General features: G+C 45.6%; 16 protein-coding genes. 13 read left to right on the top strand and 3 right to left on the bottom strand.

Going from position 1 to position 22,118, the window contains the following annotated elements; genetic code table 11:
- Nucleotides 1-44: 44 nt before the first annotated feature.
- From BW42_RS11445 to BW42_RS16040, 6 genes are all read left to right on the top strand, one after another.
- Nucleotides 45-530 (top strand): MarR family winged helix-turn-helix transcriptional regulator, encoded by a 486-nt coding sequence (locus tag BW42_RS11445; protein ID WP_035411169.1) that lies wholly within the window; start codon nt 45-47, stop codon nt 528-530.
- Nucleotides 523-2,247 carry an ABC transporter ATP-binding protein gene (locus BW42_RS11440; protein WP_035411167.1) on the top strand — a complete coding sequence of 575 codons (1,725 nt, stop codon included), beginning with the start codon at nt 523-525 and terminating at the stop codon, nt 2,245-2,247. The genes BW42_RS11445 and BW42_RS11440 overlap by 8 nt, the downstream gene beginning before the upstream one ends.
- A complete protein-coding gene (locus BW42_RS11435) occupies nt 2,244-4,100 on the top strand; it encodes an ABC transporter ATP-binding protein (RefSeq protein WP_035411164.1) in 1,857 nt (618 codons plus the stop codon). The genes BW42_RS11440 and BW42_RS11435 overlap by 4 nt, the downstream gene beginning before the upstream one ends.
- A 217-nt stretch (nt 4,101-4,317) precedes the next feature.
- Nucleotides 4,318-6,141 (top strand): mechanosensitive ion channel, encoded by a 1,824-nt coding sequence (locus BW42_RS11430; protein WP_035411161.1) that lies wholly within the window; start codon nt 4,318-4,320, stop codon nt 6,139-6,141.
- A 217-nt stretch (nt 6,142-6,358) separates the two neighbouring features.
- Nucleotides 6,359-7,744, top strand: a complete 1,386-nt coding sequence (locus BW42_RS11425) for an amino acid permease (RefSeq protein ID WP_035411158.1) — start codon at nt 6,359-6,361, stop codon at nt 7,742-7,744.
- A gap of 90 nt (nt 7,745-7,834) precedes the next feature.
- Nucleotides 7,835-8,614, top strand: coding sequence for a GNAT family N-acetyltransferase (locus BW42_RS16040; protein ID WP_052019125.1), 780 nt, complete (start codon nt 7,835-7,837; stop codon nt 8,612-8,614).
- Nucleotides 8,615-8,632: 18 nt separating this feature from the next.
- Here BW42_RS16040 and BW42_RS11415 read toward each other — a convergent pair whose 3' ends face one another.
- The gene (locus tag BW42_RS11415; RefSeq protein WP_035411156.1) at nt 8,633-9,079 is read right to left on the bottom strand and encodes an NUDIX hydrolase; all 447 of its coding nucleotides are present in this window, start codon (nt 9,077-9,079) and stop codon (nt 8,633-8,635) included.
- Nucleotides 9,076-10,170: a nitric oxide synthase oxygenase gene (locus BW42_RS11410; protein ID WP_052019124.1), complete on the bottom strand. Its 1,095-nt coding sequence runs from the start codon at nt 10,168-10,170 to the stop codon at nt 9,076-9,078. Before BW42_RS11410 ends, BW42_RS11415 begins: the two co-directional genes overlap by 4 nt.
- Before the next feature lie 187 nt (nt 10,171-10,357).
- Between BW42_RS11410 and BW42_RS11405 the strand changes: the two genes are divergently transcribed.
- The 5 genes from BW42_RS11405 to BW42_RS11385 all read left to right on the top strand — a co-directional run bounded on the left by BW42_RS11405 (nt 10,358) and on the right by BW42_RS11385 (nt 20,020).
- Complete coding sequence (locus BW42_RS11405; protein WP_035411153.1) at nt 10,358-11,215, top strand: YihY/virulence factor BrkB family protein; 858 nt, start codon at nt 10,358-10,360, stop codon at nt 11,213-11,215.
- 207 nt (nt 11,216-11,422) lie between these two features.
- Nucleotides 11,423-12,523 carry a peptide-methionine (R)-S-oxide reductase MsrB gene (gene msrB, locus BW42_RS11400; protein ID WP_035411150.1) on the top strand — a complete coding sequence of 367 codons (1,101 nt, stop codon included), beginning with the start codon at nt 11,423-11,425 and terminating at the stop codon, nt 12,521-12,523.
- Between the two features lie 143 nt (nt 12,524-12,666).
- On the top strand, nt 12,667-15,567 hold the full coding sequence (locus tag BW42_RS11395) for a S8 family serine peptidase (protein WP_035411147.1): 2,901 nt from the start codon (nt 12,667-12,669) through the stop codon (nt 15,565-15,567).
- A gap of 145 nt (nt 15,568-15,712) precedes the next feature.
- On the top strand, nt 15,713-18,283 hold the full coding sequence (locus tag BW42_RS11390) for an ATP-binding protein (protein ID WP_052019123.1): 2,571 nt from the start codon (nt 15,713-15,715) through the stop codon (nt 18,281-18,283).
- Nucleotides 18,284-18,481: 198 nt separating this feature from the next.
- A complete protein-coding gene (locus BW42_RS11385) occupies nt 18,482-20,020 on the top strand; it encodes a GGDEF domain-containing protein (RefSeq protein ID WP_035411144.1) in 1,539 nt (512 codons plus the stop codon).
- Nucleotides 20,021-20,096: 76 nt separating this feature from the next.
- Here the strand turns inward: BW42_RS11385 and BW42_RS11380 are convergent, their stop codons facing one another.
- Entirely contained in the window at nt 20,097-20,735 is a 639-nt protein-coding gene (locus tag BW42_RS11380) for a FusB/FusC family EF-G-binding protein (protein WP_035411141.1), read from the bottom strand.
- A 123-nt stretch (nt 20,736-20,858) separates the two neighbouring features.
- Between BW42_RS11380 and BW42_RS11375 the strand changes: the two genes are divergently transcribed.
- Together BW42_RS11375 and BW42_RS11370 are read left to right on the top strand one after the other, a co-directional pair.
- Nucleotides 20,859-21,593: a hypothetical protein gene (locus tag BW42_RS11375; RefSeq protein WP_035411138.1), complete on the top strand. Its 735-nt coding sequence runs from the start codon at nt 20,859-20,861 to the stop codon at nt 21,591-21,593.
- A gap of 64 nt (nt 21,594-21,657) precedes the next feature.
- The gene (locus BW42_RS11370) at nt 21,658-22,107 is read left to right on the top strand and encodes a general stress protein (RefSeq protein WP_035411135.1); all 450 of its coding nucleotides are present in this window, start codon (nt 21,658-21,660) and stop codon (nt 22,105-22,107) included.
- Nucleotides 22,108-22,118: the final 11 nt, after the last annotated feature.

The raw sequence follows: 22,118 nt of genomic DNA, 5'->3' as shown, positions 1-22,118 counted from the left end.
TTCCTTTTGGAACGATTTGAAATGGAACAAGGAGGCGAAACAGGATGGAGCAAACGGAAACGGTTCGTTCAACGGCGATGATGCAGTCGTTTTGGAATGTACAACGACATCTCGTTCGAGCAGCACACCAGACGGCGCAGGAAAACGGACTCAGTTTACCGCAATTTCATAGCTTGATGACGATTGCGCCACGTGGACCGATCTCGCAAAAAGCACTCGCGACACATACGCATTTACCAAAGAGCACACTGAGTCAGTCGATTGAGGGCCTCGTTCAGTCCGGTTGGGTCATTCGGGAGACGAATCCTGAAAATCGACGAGAAGTCGTCCTATCGCTTAGTGATCAAGGACAACAATTCGTGACGGAGATTCAAGAACAAGAGAAGGGGATGCAACGTCAACTCGAACAGGTTCTAGAGACGATTGATCAAGAGGTATTCGAACAGATGCTTGCGACGCATGCTCAGATTGCAGAAGGCATCGGACGTATCTTACAGCCAGAAATGAAAGGAGGATGCTCGGATGATTAAGTTACTCAAACGATTGACGGTGTATAAATGGGCAGTACTCGCGGTGCTCGTCTTGGTTTTCGCACAATCAATGTCTGATCTCTATTTGCCGACACTGATGGCAGACATCATTGATAGAGGGGTCGTCACCGGCGATACCGCCTACATTTGGAAAATTGGTGCCGTCATGCTCGGAATTACCGGCATCGGAGCGTTAGCTGCCGTTGCCGCTAGTTATTATTCGTCGAAGGCATCAATGGGACTCGGACGGGATATCCGTCGCCAAGTCTTCAACCATGTTGAACGATTTTCCCTGCAAGAGTTCGATCAAGTCGGAACGGCGTCATTGATTACACGGACGACGAACGATATCACACAAGTTCAACAAGTCGTTATCATGATGTTACGGATGGTCGTCAGTGCACCAATCATGTTTATCGGTGGATTGATCATGGCCGTTTCAAAAGACGCCAAACTATCGCTCGTCATCGTCGCTGCGATGCCTGTTCTTGTGCTTTCAATCCTATTGATTTTGTGGAAAGGGGTTCCGTTGTTTGGAAAGGTCCAAAAGCGACTCGACCGACTGAACCTTGTCCTACGTGAGAACTTGACCGGGATCCGTGTCATCCGCGCTTTTAACCGGGAACGCGATGAGCAAGTCCGGTTAACGAAAGCGAACGCCGATTTGACGGAAGTCTCGATTAAGGTCAATAAAATTATGGCGTTTTTGATGCCGGTGATGATGCTCGTGATGAACTTGACGGTCGTCGGTGTCATTTGGTTCGGGGGCATCCGGATCGATAATGGTGGTATGCAGATTGGGGACTTAATGGCGTTCATCCAGTACGTCATGCAAATCATGTTCGCGCTCGTCATGGCGTCAGTCATGTTCGTCATGATTCCGCGGGCAGCCGTCTCGGCGAAACGGATCAATGAAGTCCTCGAGATGACACCAACAATGACAGATGAGGGAACACAAACCGCTGACCGTGAAAAAGGAACGCTCGTCTTTGATCGTGTCACGTTCCGTTACCCAGGAGCTGAGACACCCGTTTTATCCGATATTAGTTTTACGGCACGACCAGGTGAAGTGACGGCTGTGATCGGCGGAACGGGTTCTGGTAAATCAACGCTCGTCAATTTGATTCCCCGTTTTTATGACGTAACGGAAGGGAGCATCCGGGTCAACGGTGTTGATAGCCAGGATGTACCGCAAGAGGAACTGCGGTCGAAAATCGGCTTCGTTCCCCAAAAGGCATTACTGTTCACGGGTACGATCGCCGAAAACATTCGTTTCGGAAAAGAGGACGCGACAGATGAAGAAGTCGCGCATGCAGCGCAAATCGCACAAGCGACCGATTTCATCGAACGGATGACGGACGGCTACGACGCGCGGATCGAACAAGGTGGGTCAAACGTCTCTGGTGGACAAAAACAACGGTTGTCGATTGCTCGAGCACTTGTTCGTCGACCAGATCTATACGTCTTTGATGACAGTTTTTCAGCGCTCGACTTTAAGACTGATGCCGCACTTCGAAAAGCGTTACGAGAAGAAACGCGCGAAGCGACGGTCTTGATCGTTGCTCAGCGTGTCAGCACGGTCATTGATGCCGATCAAATCATCGTCCTTGATGAAGGGAAAGTCGCTGGAATCGGCACGCACGACGAGTTGTTTGCGAGCAACGCCGTCTATCAGGAAATCGTGAAGTCACAACTATCAGAGGAGGAAATCGCATGAGTGAGAAGAAACGACCTGCCGGCGGTCCTCCGCCTGGTGGTCCCGGTGGCGGAAATATGATGATGCTTGGTGAAAAACCAAAGGATTTCAAAGCAACGTTCCGACGCCTGCTTCGGTATCTGCGTCCGCGTCGGACGGCACTGATCGGTGTCTTTTTAGCAGCGATCCTCAGTACAGTCTTCATGATTGCCGGTCCGAAAATCATGGGAACGGCGATCACGGAATTGTTTGAAGGTGCGTATGCGAAATTCCAAGGTGTACCAGGAGCAGAAATTGATTTCACGAAAATCGGACAGATCCTCTTGTGGCTCGCTGGACTTTATATCATCAGTAGTCTGTTCAATTACTTGCAACAGTATTTGATGTCGGGCATCGCTCAAAAAACAGTCTACGATTTACGTGAGGACGTCAATCATAAACTCGAACGCTTGCCATTAAAATACTATGATGGTCGTCCGAACGGGGAGACACTAAGCCGTGTGACGAACGACATCGATACGATCGGGAGTACGTTACAACAAAGTGTGACTTCATTCATCACGTCGATCGTGACAATCGTCGGGATTTTAATCATGATGCTGACGATTAGTCCATTGTTAACACTGATTTCACTTGTCTCGTTGCCGGTCTCGATTTTTGCGATTCGTCCGATTTTGAAACGATCCCAAAAATACTTTGCCGATCAACAACGGACACTCGGTCAGTTGAACGGACACGTCGAAGAGATGTATACCGGACACTCTGTCGTCAAGGCGTTCGGACATGAACGCAAAGCGGTCGAGCAGTTCGATGCCGTTAACGAGGAGTTGTATGAAGCAGGGCGCAAAGCGCAGTTCATCTCCGGGATCATCATGCCGATGATGATGTTCATCGGGAATATCAGTTACGTCCTGATCAGTATCGTCGGTGGGATTCTCGTCACGCAACGGGCCATCTCGATCGGGGATATTCAAGCGTTCATCACCTATACACGTCAGTTCACGCAACCAATCACACAAACGGCGAACATCGCGAACATCGTCCAATCGACTGTCGCAGCGGCGGAACGTGTCTTTGAATTACTCGACGAAGAAGAAGAGATCAAGGAAGTGACGACGCATCGTCTTGCGCAGGCTGAAGGAGCCGTTGCATTCGAACACGTTGATTTTGGTTACGGAAATGATCTCTTGATCGAGGATATGAACATTGATGTCGCACCGGGACAAACCGTCGCGATCGTTGGACCGACGGGTGCCGGTAAGACGACGATGATCAATCTATTGATGCGCTTTTATGAATTAAACGGCGGGACGATTCGAATTGACGGTATCGATACCCGTGAAATGTCACGCGAAGACTTACGGACGACGTTCGGTATGGTCTTACAAGATACGTGGCTCTTCAACGGTACGATCCGAGACAATCTTGCTTACGGTAAAAATGGAGCAACCGAAGAAGAGATTGTCGCGGCAGCGAAGACCGCACATGCTGATCATTTCATCCGGACATTGCCGGACGGGTATGATACCGTCTTGAATGAGGAAGCTTCGAACATCTCGCAAGGTCAGAAACAGTTGTTGACGATTGCTCGGGCAGTTCTTGCCGATCCTCCGATCATGATCCTTGATGAAGCGACTTCTAGTGTGGATACACGGACGGAGGTCTTCATCCAGCAAGCAATGCGACGGTTGATGGAAGGACGGACGAGTTTCGTCATTGCTCACCGTCTGTCGACGATCAAAGATGCTGATTTGATTCTCGTCATGAATCAAGGGCGTGTCATCGAACAAGGTACTCATAAGGAATTACTCGAGGCAGATGGATTTTATGCGGATCTGTACAACAGCCAATTCTCTGAAAAAGAAGTCGTATGATATAAGGCAGTGTCGTCATGTAGACGATGCTGCTTTTTTTTAGAAACGATTATTGTAAATGTGTATTTTCACATACCGTAGTTATCCAATTTCTTGTAGGAAAAACAAGAAACGCCACATTCTGGTACAGGTAAGGGTTTAACAAATCCTTTAGCTGGGGAAATTAAAGAAGTGTTAGAAATATATAATTTTATCTTAGGTGAAGGAGTGTGAAAAGATGAATAACATTTGGAACGGAACGTCGTTGAACTTGAACGGCATTCTCGGATCACTCGGCAACTTGCTTGGAGCGATCATCGTCTTTTTAATTGGATGGCTCATTGCTAAGCTGATTGCGAACGGGATTCAAAAAGCGTTAGAGAAATCTGGAGTCGTCAACAAGTTATCGCCTCAAAAAGAAGGAGCGCCACCAAAGAAGAAAAAGTGGACACCTGAAAAAATTATCGGGACTGTCGTCTTTTGGGTTCTCATGGTCTTCGTCCTAATCTTGGTCTTCAATATCCTTAATCTGAACATCATTGCGGGACCACTTGCGGATACGATGAGTACATTGCTCGCGGCAATCCCAAATATCCTGAAAGCAGCCCTCATCCTCCTCTTGGCATATGTCATCGCGGTCGTTCTCCGCATGATCATCGTCAAAGCAGGTACGAAGCTGATGGCGAACGACAAAGTACGTTCGAACAAGATGCTTCAAGGTCAGACAGATCTTTCAGCTTATCCAAAAATCGCAGGGGAGATCGTCTTCTACCTCGTCTTGCTTCTGTTCCTACCAGGTGTACTTGGTGCGTTGAACATTGAGAGTGTCTCACAACCGTTTAGCCAATTGTTATCGTCATTCCTTGGATTCATTCCACGCTTGATTGCTGCGGCAGCCATCTTCTTCGTTGGCTTCCTCGTAGCGAAAATCGTCCGCGATATCGTGACGAATTTCCTTCATGCTGTTGGAACGGATAAATTTGCATCTCGCTTCAATCTTGGGTCAAATGATCAAAAAGATTCGAAATCACTGTCGTCGATTCTTGGAACAGTCGTCTTCATCTTGATTCTGATTCCAATCACGATTTCAGCACTTGATCAATTAAATATTAAAGGAATTACAGGACCAGCGATCAACATGTTGAACGATGTCCTAGGTATGATTCCGAATATCATTGTCGGTGTCGTTCTGATTCTTGTCGGTCTTTATGTCGGACGTTTCATCAAGAAATTCGTTACGGATCTCCTGTCACGTCTTGGATTCAACAATCTAACACGTCACTTGAAAATCGGGACGTGGGATGCGAACCAAGCGTCTACATCACCAGCTTCCATCGTTGGTGCACTCGTTGAGATCGTCATCGTCGTTCTCTTCGTCGTCGAAGCCTTCAATTTGATTGGTCTTGATTTCATGGTCGACCTCGGTCGTGCCGTCCTTGCTTTCTTGCCAAGCGTCTTGACAGCGATCATCATTCTCGCGATCGGTATCATCGTCAGCAACCTTGTCAAACGTACGATGGACAGCCTGTTCGGTAACTCTGAACTGAAAGTCCTCTCAATCGTTGCGAAGTATGCGATTCTTGCACTTGCTGTCTTCATGGCACTTGATCAATTGGGTGTTGCGGATACAATCGTCAACTCAGCCTTCATCTTGATCCTTGGAGCACTTGCGCTTGCTTTCGGTCTTGCCTTTGGTCTCGGTGGACGTGATAATGCATCGCGTTACCTCGATCGTTTGCAAAAGAAAGCAGAGAACACGGAAGTCGACACATCGAATCTTCCAAGTAAGTCTGCATCGACTTCTTCTTCACCAAGCTTGAAAGATGCAGCAAAAGGTGCTGCGTCACAAGCAGCGGATGATGTCACACCAGATCGTGCACCACGTTCAGCGCGTTCATCTTCAACAGATGAAACGACACATGGTACACCAAAAGGTGCGTTGCCAGAAAATGATTTAGCACAACAAGATGATTATCCGATTGACCCAAATGATCATAAAGGGCCAAACCTCGATCATCCGAACAATCGTCCAAACCTCGATCACCCTAACGATCGTCCGTAATGAGAGTACGCCCTTTCCTCTAACTTTAGGGGAAAGGGTGTTTTCGCGTTGATGCATCAAAGCGTTGTCGTATTTTCACAAAAGTGGTTTGACCACTTTGTGAAAAAATACAGAAAAAAAGACTTATCGAACCTGACATCGTTTGTTATGATTAGAAAGTCAATTACCTCAATGATTTGAATATTCAGAAAAAAGAGAAAAGTTCGGAGGATGAAACATGAGTTTGCTTCGCAAGAAAGATGTCAGTGTAATGATGGATATGAAACAACATTCCAAACTGGCACGTCATTTATCAGGGTTTGACCTTATTTTACTTGGAATCGGTGCCATCATCGGAACCGGAATTTTCGTTCTAACAGGAACGGGTGCTCTTTATGCTGGACCAGCTTTACCGATCTCATTCATTATTTCTGCAGTCGTCTGTGCACTCGCAGCCCTTTGTTATGCTGAATTCTCGTCGATGATTCCTGTTTCAGGTAGTGTATATACGTATACATACGCAACGATCGGGGAACTTGTCGCCTGGATCATCGGGTGGTGTTTGATCTTAGAATATGGACTCGCTTCAAGTGCCGTTGCAACTGGCTGGTCAGGGTATTTCCAGTCGCTCTTAGCAGGTTTCGGCGTCCATTTACCGACGGCTTTAACAGCTGCGCCAGGAGCTGTACCGGGAAGCGAGACATTCTTTAACTTACCGGCATTCTTGATTTTAATGGTCATCACGCTCTTGCTTTCACTTGGCATTAAAGAAACAAAACGCGTCAACAATGTCATGGTACTCGTCAAAGTTGCCGTCGTTGTTCTTTTCATCGTCGTCGGGATTTGGTATGTCGAACCAGGCAACTATAAACCATTTGCTCCGTTTGGTATGAGTGGGATCTTACAAGCTTCGGCGATTGCCTTCTTTGCGTACCTTGGGTTCGATGCGGTCACATCAGCGGCAGAAGAAGTCAAAAACCCAGGACGTAACTTACCAATCGGAATCTTGGGATCGCTTGCGATCGTTACCGTTCTATACGTCGTCGTTTCGGCTATCATGGTCGGAATCGTTCCATTCAAACAGTTCGAGGGTGTCGATAGTCCCGTATCGCTTGCGTTAAAAGTCGCAGGTCAAGACTGGGTTGCTGGATTCGTCGACTTAGGTGCCATTGTTGGTATGACGACGGTCATCCTCGTCATGACATTTGGTCTTATTCGTCTCTTGTTCGCGATGAGCCGTGACGGACTTTTACCGAAAGTCTTCTCGGATGTTAATGAAAAATCACACACACCGGTCAAAGCGACATGGATTCTCGGAACAATCGCCGGTTTGATTGCTGGATTCGTGCCACTCGGTACACTTGCTGAATTGATCAACATCGGGACACTGGCAGCATTCGCGCTCATCTCAATCGCAGTCATCATTCTGCGCCGGACGCGTCCTGATTTGAAGCGTGCCTTTAAAGTTCCGTTCGTACCAGTCTTACCGATTCTATCAGTCCTCGCTTGTATCATGTTGATGGTCAACTTACAGAAATTCACATGGATTGCCTTCTTCGTTTGGACAGCAATCGGACTGCTTGTTTACTTTGGTTACGGACGTAGCCGTTCTAAAATTCAATAAGTAGGGCACCCTTGGCGACAAGGGTGTTTTTGTCTGCAGGAAATCGCAAGAAAGATAGCGAAACTGCTCAGTGGAAAAGGAGGTTTTTCGATGATTCATATTCAACGCGCGCCTGACTTAAAAACAGCATATCAAACGATGCAGGATGGATTTCAAGATTACCTGATTCCGCTGCACTTATCAGAAGCAGAGTTTCAGAAGCGAATTCTCGAGCGAGACGGAAACCAGTTGGAACATTCGTTTATTGCCTACCATGGAGAAAAACCGGTTGGTCTTTGGCTGAACGGTTGGAAGGAAATCGATGGTCAACGCATCATGCGATGTGGAGGGCTGGGCATTTCACCGCAGTATCGACGACTTGGCATTGCAAAAGCCTTGTACCAAGCGCAACTGAGCCACGCTAAGGAAATCGGAATGGATGAACTGATGCTTGAAGTCATTCAAGGGAACGATCCGGCGATTCGATTGTATCAATCGCTTCACTACAAGATTGTTGGAGAAATTGGATATTTTCATTTAACCGATGAACATCAAAAATCCGCTTTGCCAGCGATCGAAGAAACAGAGTTCTTAAAACAGTATCGTGGACAAGGAGAATACATCTGGCAACAAGATCCTCATGTCATGCAACGCTTGCAGGCGAATTATTATCAACTCGAGGAAAGTGTCGTCGCTGTAGCGGAGGCTGCTTTATTGTCGGTCGTCGGTCCAACAGAACATAAAGCAAGGCATGCGACAGAAGTCGTCCGCCATTTACCGGGAACGACCTATCATTATCAATCGACAGATGTACAAGTGTGGGAAGCATTACGTTCTGAAGGATGGAAACAACGGGATTTGAAGCAATACATCATGCGTCAGTCACTATAAGAAAAACGCCGCTATCCTTCAGCGGCGTTTTTTGTAGTCTTCAATCATTCGAGCGTGAGAACCGACCAAGTGATCGGGTAAGTCGTCTAGCGAAACGAACTGAAGTTTGATGCTTTCGTCACTTTGCTTTAACGTTCCGATCGGATGTTCACCGATATAGGCGAGAGTGACGCTTTGAAAGACGTCTCCGTTCGCTAAGGTCGTCACGTATTGCGGACCGGAGTAGACATCGAGTAACGTCAATCGTTCGACTTCCAGTCCAGTCTCTTCGAGGAGTTCCCGACGAGCGGTCTCTTCCGGTGATTCCGCCCATTCCATTAATCCACCAGGCAAACCGAAGCGAGCTTGTGCTTCGTTCCGTTGTTCCAGCAAAATGTGTTCATGTTGCACGACGAGGACAACGGAACCGACGAGAATGACCGGATCGTGACCGATTTTTCGACGTAACTGTTCGACATAATTCATTTCAATACTCCTTGGTGAAACGGACAACCCGTCACAGGCGCTGTCTGTGTTGGTTTTGGAAAGAAGTTCGGTCGTTTGATTTCTGGGTCGTAATCTTTATGGAACATATGCGTCGTTGCACCACTCATCGGTGGCACGAGCCAGGACCATTCCCCGGTGACATCGCGACCGCATGCCGCTTCATTTTTTTCGAAACGAGCGAACTGTTTCGCAGCGGTATGGTGATCGACGATCGTAACACCAGCGCGTTCAAAAGATTCGAGTACGGCGACGTTCAGTTCGACGAGCGCTCGGTCTTTCCAGAGTGAACGTTCACGCGATGTGTTCAGACCGAGTTGCGTCGCGACGAGCGGCAACAGATCGTAACGATCCGTATCGGCGAGGTTACGAGCGCCGATTTCTGTTCCCATATACCAACCGTTGAACGGGGCACACGGATAAACAATACCGCCAATCTCAAGCTGCATATCAGCAATCATCGGTACGGCATACCAGCGGACTTCGCGACCATCAAACAGGTCATAGTCAGGATGTGTGATGCTGACTTCGAGCACGAGCTCGTCTGGAATCGGATGCAGACTACGTTGTCCATCGAGTTCAATCAAGAGAGGAAGGATGTCAAACGGTGTTTTTGCCCCTGTCCAGCCAAGTGCTTCACATTGTCGTGTCAGTTGGACAGAAGCCGGATCGCCGATGATTCCTGTTGCAGTCTCATAACCAGCGTAGCGAATCAGTTGGTGATTATGCAGCCGCACACGTGTCGGATGAAAAATCGTGATCGTCGAGCGAATTCGTCCTTCATTCGTCGCGAACTGGATATGCTCAAATAACGCGTCGCGGACCGCTTCGACGGTCAACGCATCCCGTGCGTCAAAGACATGAAGTTGCTCCCAAAAGAGGCGTCCCACACATCGGTTACTGTTGCGCCAAGCGAGCTTAGCACCGAACGCGAGCTCGGAAGCCGTCTGTTCATATGTTCCTGTCATTTGAATCGAACGGATGACTTCTTGCTGACGTCCGGACATTTCGGGGTATTGCTCTATATAAGAAGTAAAGAAGCGTTCTGCTTCGGATTGAATGAATGGGTCCACGAATCGAAATCCTTTCTGAAAAACAAGCACGATACAATCTCTGTTCCTAGTGTACCCCGCGAAGAAACGAAGCGCCAAACTTGAATGATGTATAAGGTTGTTATAAGTTCAAAAGACTCCCAAAAGTTTAAAGAAGTTATGAAATGGGGGATAGTGTAGAGAATGAGTTGAAAGTGAGGAAATTTGTATGTCTTTAATCAAACCTGTATTTGCCCGTTTTTTTGGTGAAGCCTTTTTTGATAAATCGGCTCAGCTCGCCTATTATCTGATGTTGTCCTTATTCCCATTCTTATTATTTGTGGTTGGGATCGTCTCGTTCTTACCGTTTACGTCGGAAAACGTGCTGGATTTGATTCGACCATTTGCTCCAGCAGAAACGTACGACTTGATTCAGCGGAACGTCGTCGGAATCTTTGATCAAGGCGGCTTTAAGCTTGCCTCGATCAGTTTCATCGCCGCTTTTTGGCTTGCTTCGATGTCGGTCCAGTCACTTGTCCGCTCGCTAAATGATGCGCTCGAAGTGACACGGAAAGCACCGTTTTGGCGCGGACTGTTGCAAGACTTCGCTTTTACAATCGGGATGATGATCATCTTACCGATTTCATTGATTGTTCCGATTTCAGAGAAACTAACACGACGTTTCATCAATCATTTTTCAATCGTTGCTGATTTCGTAACGAACTACTCATGGATTTGGTTCTTATTCCGCTGGGGACTCGGGACATTGTTCTTACTTGTCTTTTTCATTTTATTATATCGGATCTTACCGAGTGTCCATTTGACGGTTCGTCAGGTACTTCCCGGGGCAATTTTCGCGACGATTGCTTGGCAAGTCGTTTCGGAATTCTTCTCTTACTACGCTGAATTTGGGAGTTACGACCGTCTTTACGGTCAGCTTGCCGGAATCATCGTCTTGATGACATGGTTCTATTTATCGGCTGTTGTTTTGATGTTAGGGGGACTGATGAATGCGGAACGCATGCGTCAGAAAAAAGAAGCAAAAATCATGAAGCCGCAAAAAATCAAAGAAGAAAGCGTGCGTTAATCATTTTGAACACACAAAAGCAGCTGACGATGTGTCAGCTGCTTTTTATTAAAAACATATATCTTAGTAGGATCATAGGAAGAGATAAATGAATGTGCTTCATTTAAGCACATGCTACGACAAGCCAGCATCAGCGCGTTACAGTTAAATAAAATAACATCCAATAAACGTCACGCGACGTAAGCTAAATAAAGGAGGCGAAGGGAGATGAAGAAACGAATGTGGACAGTTTTATCCGTCATTGGTCTCATCGTCGTCATGGTCGGGGGATACTTCGTGTTCCAGCAACAGCAGGCAAAATCAAGTGGTAGTAAGAAATTGAGTTATCAACCGGAAGAGACGGCAATCTTAGCTGGAGGATGCTTCTGGTGTATGGAGCCACCGTTTGAGGAGTTAAAAGGAGTTAAATCGGTCATTTCCGGTTACACGGGCGGTGATGTTAAAAATCCGACATACAATCAAGTATCGGCGGAGACGACAGGGCATCGGGAAGCGGTGTTAATCACGTTTGATCCAAACGTCATCTCATATAAACAATTACTCGATGTCTACTGGCGTCAGATTGACCCGACAGATGCAAACGGTCAGTTCGTTGACCAAGGGGAATCGTACACGACAGCGATTTTCTACACGAATGAAACACAAAAAGAAATTGCAACGCAATCGAAACAGGATTTAGAGAAACAACAGGTTTTTGATGATAAAATCGTCACACCATTGATTGCAGCAGGTCCTTTTTACGAAGCGGAGGCATACCATCAGGATTATTATTTAACGAATGAGAAAAAATATAAGTTTTATCGGGCAGCTTCTGGACGCGATGACTTTATCAATCGCTACTGGAACGATCAACCAAAACTTAACCTTCCAACGTATCCAAAATTATCAGACGCGGAAATTAAAAAGAAACTAACCGCAATCCAGTACGAGGTGACACAAGAAGATGGGACAGAGCCGGCATTTGATAATCCGTATCATGACTTAAAGGCAGACGGGATCTACGTCGATCTGATTTCTGGTGAACCACTGTTTTCATCAAACGATAAATATGACTCGAAGACAGGATGGCCAAGCTTTACGAAACCACTTGAGCCGGGGAATATCATTGAGAAAAGTGATTTCTCAATCGGCATGAAACGGATGGAAGTCCGGAGTCGACATGGGAATGCACACCTCGGACACGTCTTCTCGGATGGTCCGAAACCGACCGGACTTCGGTATTGTATGAACTCGGCTGCTTTACGTTTCATTCCGAAAGAGGAATTGAAACAAGAAGGATACAGCGAATATGTAGCAGATTTTAAATAATCATTAAAGGCATTCAATGCGTGTGAGCATTGAGTGCCTTTCCTTTCAAAATTGTAAGATACATCCATAAAATAAATATCCATTTTATCCATATCCTGTTTATAATTAAGGTAAAGTACGTCCATTTTGAAGGAGGAACATCTGTGAAGAAACTGATGATTTGGGTCATGCTGAGCTGTCTGATTTTGACGCTTGGAGTAGGACCTACGACAGCAAAGGCGGAGACTGGCCTTGCTAAAGCAACGCTTTTGAAAGCAGGTCAAGAGACGACGCTTGAAACAGGAACGGAAGAAAAAAATACATATTGGTACCGCGTCAATCATGAAGCGGGTGTAGAAAAAACTGCCTCTCACTTCGAGTTATCAATCGATACGGATCAACCTGTTCAAGTAACAGCTTATCCGAGCGAAGCGATGGCTGCAGAAGACGATACGTTTGATCGTTACCGGACAGAAGCAGAGCTAAATGAAAAAACACCGACAAAACTAGCTGTTCCATACGCATGGGATGGACCGTATTATGTCAAAGTAGAATATTACCCGAACATCGAAGAAGGGAAGACGACAAAAGCAGCGCACGCTAAACTAACGTATAACAACGTCAAATTGCCGGTTGAGTATGAACCGATCAATGATATCAGCTGTATGGCAGAAGAAGCGCTCAAACAAACAAAAGAAGAAAAACCGATGCTTGCGCTCATGCACTCGATTCAAAAACAAGTATTGAGCCAATCGGATGCTGGACGCGCTTTGACATCGCTTTACTACAAAGCATCGCCTTATGTCGTCAAAACACTTTTATTTAACAAAGATAAGCGTCAACAAGCATACGAAGATTTAAAAACATTGAAACCAGCGATGGAAGCACTCGTGCGTGGAACTTCATACACGTTGACGAAAGCTGATCAACAAGCTGTCGATCGTCTTTACAAATTATCACGTGAAGCGTCACCTACTGTGATCGCTGAAGAGATTGATGGATATGCAAATAAAATGGATATCTCGAAATTAAGTGGTAGTTCGTTAAGCGAAACATTCCAGTCAATGGGTATGAGTATCCAATCAAAAGAAACAACACGTTACATCGTCAAATTAAAACCAGGTAAGATGAACCGTTCGATGAAGATTGCGGGTGTTCAAGCAAATGATGTAGAACGTTTATCCCTTGGCAATGCAGGAGACTTCGTCATCGTGACGGAAGATCCAACTGTTAAAGGTCAATCAGCGGCAGCATTAAAACAATCACTCAATCGTTCGTCAGCCGTTGAGTACGTTGAGAAAGTTCAGACGTACCGTGCGACAAGTGATATCAACTTCGACTACCAGTGGGCCGTCAATAAAAAGACTGCTTTTGAGCAATTTGATAACGTTGGGATCGGCTTTGAAGCATTCCAACAACGTTTTGGAACGAAAAAATTAGCTCCTGTTAAGATTGCAGTCATCGATACAGGTGTTGATTATCGTTTGAAGGACTTACAAGGCAAAGTTGATATCGCAAATGAAAAGAACTACGTTTCCGTCAACGGTGACGGGAATGCAATTGATGACAACGGTCACGGGACACACGTGGCAGGCGTCATCGCAGCAACGATGAACAACGATTATGGTATCCAGGGAATCCATCAATCGGCACAAATCCTGCCGGTTAAAGTCTTGAATGCGAACGGTGAAGGGGAAACAGACGCCATCGCACTCGGGATTAAATATGCAGTTGATCATGATGCAAAAGTCATCAATATGAGTCTTGGTGGCGGTGAGAGCCGGACGATGGCTTATATGATGAAATATGCAGCAGATCATGGTGTTACGGTCGTAGCTGCTTCAGGAAATGACTACGACATGATGGTCGGTTACCCAGCGAACTCGGAATACGCGATTTCTGTCGGAGCGACGAACCCTCTCGGAATGGTCGCGGATTATTCAAACTATGGTGTTGGACTTGATGTCGTAGCGCCAGGATCAAAAGTGGCTAGTTTGATTCCAGACGGTAACACGGTGTACATGGATGGAACAAGTATGGCTTCGCCACATGTTGCCGCAGTAGCGGGTATCTTGAAATCACTAAATTCGAAACTGACACCAGCGCAAATCGAACAAATCTTGCGTAAGAGTGCAGAACCGCTTGCGTTTGAAAATCCGAATGACTGGTATGAATTTGAAGATGAGGACGAAGATGGTGAGAAAATCGAGCCTGAGTTCCCAGCTTATGTCAGTCCAGTCGCTGGCTACGGGAAAGTCAGTATTCCACGTGCGATCTCCCAGTTGAACTTGAACGGGAACGTCAATGATGTCTACGATAACCAACTAGTTGTTTCTGGAACAGTCAAGACAGGGACGAAAGTTGAAGTGTGGGCAGCTGTCGTAACAAAAGATAAGAATGGCAAAGAAACAACAACGAATAAAAAGTTAGCTGCAACAACAGCACAAGCAGGAAAATACAGCGTCAAGATTCCGCGTCAAAACCAAAAAACAGTTCTGACGGTTCGCTATGCGAATGGATTAGACGTCACATCGGAACGGACAGAAGTCCTTCCTGGAAAAGCACCAAAAGCACCAAAAGTGAAACCGGTTCTTGCCGGTGCGACAAAAATGACAGGTACAGCTCTTGCGGGCGGTACGATTACAGTCAAAGATGCGAAACGAAAGAAAATTGCAACAGCGAAAGTCGATGCAAAAGGTAAGTTCAGCGCGAAATTGCCAAAGCAAGTTGGTGGTTCAAGCTTGATCGTTACGGTGACGGATATTGCAAAACGAACAAGTAAACCGACGATCGTAAAAGTCTTACCAGCGCCAACTGCACCAAAAGTGAAATCAGTCTATGCCGGTCAAACGAAAGTAACCGGAACAGCTGAAAAGAAACTGAGCGTCTACGTAAAAGATGCGAAGAAAAAAGTCATCGGAAAAGGAACGGTTTCTTCTAAAGGAAACTATTCCGTCAAAATTCCAAAGCAAAAAGCAAAAGCGAAACTGTCGGTTTACGTTAAGAATACACGCGGACAAGTGAGTCCTGTAACGTCTGTGACAGTGAAAAAAGCGAAAAAATAAGAGTATGAAAAGACCTTTTTTCGGGTACATTCCGAGAAAAGGTCTTTTTTTGTACATCTTAGCTGTTGCTTCGAAAGCGTTTCTATTATATTAAAAGAAACAAATGAAAAAGCATCATTCAATGAATGATGAGGAGGATACATTCATGATGAATTGGATTCGGCGACGAATCGGTCGGCAGTTGCTGACGGTTTTTTATGCGGTACTGATCGTAGTATCGATTACTTCGTTCTTTGTCTATGACTACATGGAAGGGCGAATTGAAACGTCTAAACAAAATTTAGAAACGATCAGTGAACAAAATCGCCGAGCCAACGATTTATGGGACAATTGGCAAACGGTTCAGTTCGGTTTACGAGGGTTTGTCATCTTTGGAGACCAGGATCGGTTTGACGAGGTTCAAGCACTTCGAACAGATATTAAAAGTGAGACCGATTGGTTCATGCGAAACGCAAAAACGGATGAAGAAGAAGAATTCGCGGCACAAATGACGAATTTATATGAACTGTACTATGACGCCTTATTTCCGCTGACCCAGTCTTACGTCAATGAAAAAAAGGCGAATCGAATCAACGAGGATTTTTTACAAGGGGACAGTCTATTTTCCTTACCAATCGCGAAACGTCTCGTAGAACAAGGACGATTAAAGCCAACCGCAGACGGTTCAATCGATATTACACCAGATATTGAAAAAGCATCTGCAGCGCTTGACGAATACCGGACGAATTTAAGTCAACAGCAAGAAACCGCTGTCGGGGAATTGCGGAGTGAAGTTGCAAAATCACAATGGATTTGGATCTCAAGTATCGTTGTGCTCGTCGCATTCATTCTCTTATTCGTTCACCCGTTCCTTCGCCGGATGACGCGGCAGTTGTTACGATTAGTAGACGATAATCAAAAACTTGCTCGCAAGGAACCAATTGAAATCGATAAGACGACAGAAAAACGTCCAGACGAAATCGGATTATTACGTGCTTCCTTTAATCGGATGGTCGTGACGACGAATGCTCATACGGATGCGATGCAAGGTAAAAATGAAGAATTGCAAGCGCAAAGTGAGGAATTGCTCGCGCAACAAGAAGAACTGCAGGCGCAACAAGAGGAACTCGAAGAAGCGTATCAAACGACGAAAAAGAATGAGGAAAAGTTGCGATTACGTAGTGAACTAACAGAGGCACTTGCCGTTCGCGAAACTGTCGAATCGTATCCAGCAATCGTTCAAAAGATGATCGATATCACTTCTTCAGAGTACGGTGCTCTATTGCTTTATGAAGAAGGGCAGTTTATGGGTGCAACCACAAACGGCATGACGATGGACTATATAAAAGACCTCCTGAAAGATGAGATGTCCGTCATCAATCGATCTGTTCGCAAGATGGAATTCGTTCAATCGGAGAAGCGCGTTACACGTGAAAAAGAGCATCCGTATTCCTTTAGTACGTATGAGGTGACGATTCCGGTTCAAGATCCAGAAACGCATGAATTGATTGCTGCCATCTATCTCGTTCGCTACAAATCTGCATATAAAGGACAACAGCTGACGGATATTCGCGAGTTTGCGCAACAAATGACGCTTTCACTTCTACGGACGCGTTCTTATGAAGGAATGCGTCAGGAAAAAGAAAAGACCGAGCAAGTGTTGGACTCAATTCGAGAAGCGATCATTTATCTCGAGGATGGAAATGGAGAGTTATACGTCAACCGTCCATTGTTTGACTTGATTCCAGAACTTCAAACGGAATTCACAGTAGATCGGACGTTACCTTCGAGTGAGTACGTCATTGATGTGATGCGTCAGTTGGTGGATGATGTTGAAGCCTTTAATACGTATCTGGATTTAATTCGTTCCGGTAAGATTTCACCGGACAAAGTCCGATTTGATGTTCGAAACAATACGGCGCATCTAGAAGTCTACGCAGAACGCATTGATGTCGTCGGGGGATGGAAGGGAATCATTCTCGTCTTACGGGATATTACCCGGGAAACAGAAGCCGATCGTCTAAAAACAGAACTTGTCTCGACTGTGTCACATGAATTGCGAACGCCGCTCTCATCGATTTACGGTTTTACAGAGTTGATGCTAAATCGAAAGATCGATGACTCAAAACAGCAGAAGTATCTAGCGACGATCCATAATGAGACAGAACGATTATCGAACCTCGTCACGGACTTCTTAGACGTTCAACGGATGCAGTCGGGTGGACAATTGTACCAAATGGCACATCTTGATTTGCTCAGCCTAACTGAACAAGTGATGTCCCTGTATGACGCTTCAAGTGAACGACACGATCTTCATTTGCAATTGCTCAGTCCGGACCGTCCGTTCATCTTAGGAGATGAGGACCGAATCAAACAGCTGATGAGCAACTTGATCAATAATGCAATCAAGTATTCTCCGGATGGTGGACGTGTAGATGTCTGGATTGATACGAAAGACGATCAAGCCATCATTGAAGTGAAGGATGAAGGAATTGGGATTCCACGCCACGCATTTACTCATTTATTTGATAAATTCTATCGTGTCGATAATTCCGATACACGTCGAATCGGTGGAACGGGACTCGGCTTATCAATTTGTAAGGAAATCGTCAAAGAACATGAAGGCGTCATCCACGTCGAATCTGAAGTTGGAAAAGGCAGTCGCTTCATCATCGTCTTACCGCTCAGTTTAAGTGAATCGATCGATTCGACAGAAGAGAATCGACGTTCTAGTTAAAGAAAACATGATGTATTTCTGTTAAACCGTGTTCAAACCGCTTAGGTGTGAACACGGTTTTTGCTTACGTTTAAAAAGAGTAATCTTGTCAAAAATATTTTTAATAAAATAAAAAAAGAGTGAATAAACAGCAATCGTGAACCGATATACCTATAGGACAAACGAACTATGGTTAAAAAAGGAAAGGGGGGATTCGTTATGTATCAGAAATGGTTGGGAGTCGTCATCGGTTGGTTACTCTTTCATATCGGCTGGGTGACGTGCGTTGGAACGGATACATTTATCGGACAAGTCGTCAACAGTCTGTTCACGATCGGTGGTGTGATGATTTCCCTCTATTTGAGTTGGCAGGCACAACGACGTCAGACAAGACGCCCTTTTACCTATCGTTTATTTCTTCTTTTATTGTTCGCTAACGCCATGCTTGGATTAGGCGAATGTGGACAGCTTCTATATTTTCTACAAGGACGAACGCGAACGGAACCGTTTGACTGGATCGACTTGATCTTCAGTCTTCAAATCTTGATTTATTTGATCGCTTTTGGCTATTTTCTTCGCAATCGACGACGCGAGGTCAACTTGCGTGTTTTTTTATTCGATGAGTTCATCATTCTAGTCGTTGCAGGGTCGCTCTCATGGCACTATTTAGTGACACCGTATTTAGAAGCGAATACGCTGCTGACGATTGAAACGATTTTATGGCTCCGTTATCCGATCGGCGATTTATTATTACTCGGTGGAATGATTGTCTTGTTTTTTGGTTTGATGAAGCGTGGCAATGGTGGCTCGTTGTTATTAATTTTACTCGCTTTTCATTTTCAGTTACTTGCCGACCTTCTATACGTCGTGCTAGAACGATTTGATTACCCCATCCCTTCGAGTTGGCTCGATCCGTTATGGTTAGCGACTGTCATGATCGTCGGATTAGCAGCTTATCGTTTTGATGCTGAGGAATCATTCGTCAGCTTTGATGTCGCTCGGAAATGGATCGATGTCTTGCGTTTGATTACGCCATACGTATTCTTGTTAATTCTATTCGTGACGATGGCACGGCAAACAATCAGTTGGAATGGTTTGACGATTGGTCTGATGATTGCGATTCCGTTATTAATTTCCCGTCAAATTCGGATCGTCGTTGATAATCAACGACTGCGTGAAAACCTTGAGGCGAAGGTAGAGGAACGAACGGAAGCACTAGCATCTGCCATGGAAGAGATGCGGCACATGGCGTATCACGATGCTTTAACAGGGTTACCGAATCGGTATCTGTTTGCACGATTGTTTCAAGATGCCTTGTACCGAGCGGAAGCGAGTGAAGGACAAGTCGGATTATTCTTTATCGATATCGATCACTTCAAAGAGATTAATGATACGTACGGACATCGTGTCGGAGATCAGCTCATCATCGACGTCACGGCACGCTTACAAAAGAAACTACCGCCTAATACGGTCATTTCGAGACAGGGTGGGGATGAATTCATCGTCTTATTATTTGACGTTGAACAAGAATCAGAAGTCGTGCAGTGTGGAGAACACCTGGTTTCCTTGTTTCAACAGCCGTTTCATCATGGCATCATTCCACTTCCTGTGACGGCAAGTATTGGGGGCGCGATTTATCCTACACATGCAGCCTCTCGATCGGACTTGATCGAGCAGGCAGATCTTGCAATGTACGAAGCAAAACGTCGGGGGAAAAATCAATTTTGTATGCATGATTCGACGGTGACGAAGGTATAAATGAAATCATATACTAAAACACGCTCGTATACTGATCCAAACGGACCAGTCATACGAACGTGTTTTTTGATGTATATCATTTCTTTTGCGAACGGGCTAAGAACGTTTCAATAACGTCCGGCTTGGTCACTGCTTGATTACAAGCATCACTATCGATACACATATAATGACCAATCGTTTGATGCTGTTCAGTCGAACGGCGTGTCGTGACAGTTACGAGTGTAATATCACTATACGTATGACAAATCGCACAAATCCCTTTTTGAATCGATGGTAGATAGGTACCTTCTACGCCAATCCATTCACCATTCAAGGGATAGACGAAATATTTTTTCCGATTTCCGGTATCGTTCCAGCTTAAAAACGTCGTGTGTGTCCACTCAAAGGAGTGAAGTGGCGGAACGTGTAGCTTTTTCGTTTTTTTAAAGAGCTGTCGGATTCGTGATTCAGAGATGGTCGGAAATGGTTGGACGAACGGCTCCACACGTGTCAAATACATGAGAAGATCCTGTTCGGATTCAGCGTCACGAATGTTCGTCAACAAGATTTCCTGTTCCGGTGTAAGTACTGGCAATAGATCAAATATCTTTTCAGCGGCACTGTACCGAACAGCATCACGAACATCGGGGTCATGAACGGCTGCGAATTGATGTTGCAGCAGCTCGACTTGATTCCGAATGAAATTGTATTGATGGGGTAGTAAAAATGCGTCCATTCTCGTTCCTCCTTTTCCTTTCATCGTACCGGAATTTGGCAACAGAACAAAGCGACATTTTAGTTTTTTGGACTCCTACAGCGGGAATTAAATAACAGACTGAACGAGGAGGTGAAAAGGGACGTGCAGTATTTAACATTTTTACGCTTGATGAATGTAGGAGCATTCCTCTTTGCAATGCTAGCACGCGTCGTTTGGCAACAGCCGATGACCATTCTTAAGTTACCTCTTGTTCCTGCACCATTCTTTGACGCCATTGCCGGTGTCGTGTTTACGACATTATTGATTTGGTGTATTCGACCGGTACGTGCCTTCCCTGCGGATCGAGAACTGATTGAAGATATCGGAGGGTGGCTTGCATTATCACTCGTGACGCTTGGAATCAGTAGTATGAGTGGCCCCCCTTGGGAACTCGTCTCGACGACGATTTCTTTCATCAGCCTTTGCTTAGTCTATATGAAAATTCAACACCATCCCCGGCGTTCGCCGTGGATGCGCTCTCCAGTTTCAGTGTTGCTTGCCTGGATCAGTACGATGCTATTGATTTTACCATTTCGGATCTTATCGGATTTTCAGTTCACTTCTCTATTCAGTCTTTCCGAACGCCAATGGAGCACGAGTGCGCTCGCACTAGCTGTTATCGGTGGACTCCTGTTCATCGCAATCCATTCAGATTGGGTATTTGGTCTCGCACTCATCTGGTATTTAGCTGGACTATTGTTTAACGAACGTCTCATTCTCTTGCAACAGATTGTAGCGGGAATTGGCATAATGTGTGTTTTACTCCTATGTTATTACGTCTTTCAGAAACGTCAACGTCTTTTTCGACAGCATTCACCTAAGTCTTCTTCGTCCTAGTTATGTTTTAGGTGAATTTGGGGTATATCCCATATAGCTGTTATAAAAGGGGGAGGCGTGCATCATGGGGAAAAAACAATGGATTGGTGTCTATCAGAATGAAACGGATTTAATTCGTAAGATCGAGGATTTACATTTTGCAGGTTATCTAGAAGAGGATCTATATATCGTGTTGCAAGACAAGACTGATATGGCGATGTTACGTGGGCAATCGGCGGCGCAACTCGTCTCTGGAAAACGGACGCTGTTTGAGCGGTTTACAGGCAAACCAGCTTCGGCTGAGGAAATTCAAACTGCTTTTACGGAACTCGGATTGCCGGAGGCAGATATTCGGCAACACGTCTTACGTGTCCAGCAAGGCGATTATGTCCTGTTGGCAGACGAAGCAGGGGCTTCTCGTCCTGCGCCGGAACCAAAAAGTATTCTGGAAACAGAGCCAGAGGGAATCGAAGCGGAACGAAAACTTGATCACGAAAACCGTGCCCTTGAAAATGAAAATGATCGGATGTTGTAAGAGAGTCGTGC

Origin of the sequence: Exiguobacterium sp. RIT341, from assembly GCF_000632205.1 — a bacterium.
GTDB lineage: Bacteria > Bacillota > Bacilli > Exiguobacteriales > Exiguobacteriaceae > Exiguobacterium_A.
This window is presented reverse-complemented; position numbering and strand designations above follow the sequence as displayed.

What these genes read in the sequence shown, in the direction of transcription:
- BW42_RS11445 (WP_035411169.1), top strand. Translation starts at nt 45, where the DNA reads ATGGAGCAAACGGAAACGGTTCGTTCAACGGCGATGATGCAGTCGTTT.
- BW42_RS11440 (WP_035411167.1), top strand. Translation starts at nt 523, where the DNA reads ATGATTAAGTTACTCAAACGATTGACGGTGTATAAATGGGCAGTACTC.
- BW42_RS11435 (WP_035411164.1), top strand. Translation starts at nt 2,244, where the DNA reads ATGAGTGAGAAGAAACGACCTGCCGGCGGTCCTCCGCCTGGTGGTCCC.
- BW42_RS11430 (WP_035411161.1), top strand. Translation starts at nt 4,318, where the DNA reads ATGAATAACATTTGGAACGGAACGTCGTTGAACTTGAACGGCATTCTC.
- BW42_RS11425 (WP_035411158.1), top strand. Translation starts at nt 6,359, where the DNA reads ATGAGTTTGCTTCGCAAGAAAGATGTCAGTGTAATGATGGATATGAAA.
- BW42_RS16040 (WP_052019125.1), top strand. Translation starts at nt 7,835, where the DNA reads ATGATTCATATTCAACGCGCGCCTGACTTAAAAACAGCATATCAAACG.
- BW42_RS11415 (WP_035411156.1), bottom strand. Translation starts at nt 9,079, where the DNA reads ATGAATTATGTCGAACAGTTACGTCGAAAAATCGGTCACGATCCGGTC.
- BW42_RS11405 (WP_035411153.1), top strand. Translation starts at nt 10,358, where the DNA reads ATGTCTTTAATCAAACCTGTATTTGCCCGTTTTTTTGGTGAAGCCTTT.
- msrB (WP_035411150.1), top strand. Translation starts at nt 11,423, where the DNA reads ATGAAGAAACGAATGTGGACAGTTTTATCCGTCATTGGTCTCATCGTC.
- BW42_RS11390 (WP_052019123.1), top strand. Translation starts at nt 15,713, where the DNA reads ATGATGAATTGGATTCGGCGACGAATCGGTCGGCAGTTGCTGACGGTT.
- BW42_RS11385 (WP_035411144.1), top strand. Translation starts at nt 18,482, where the DNA reads ATGTATCAGAAATGGTTGGGAGTCGTCATCGGTTGGTTACTCTTTCAT.
- BW42_RS11380 (WP_035411141.1), bottom strand. Translation starts at nt 20,735, where the DNA reads ATGGACGCATTTTTACTACCCCATCAATACAATTTCATTCGGAATCAA.
- BW42_RS11370 (WP_035411135.1), top strand. Translation starts at nt 21,658, where the DNA reads ATGGGGAAAAAACAATGGATTGGTGTCTATCAGAATGAAACGGATTTA.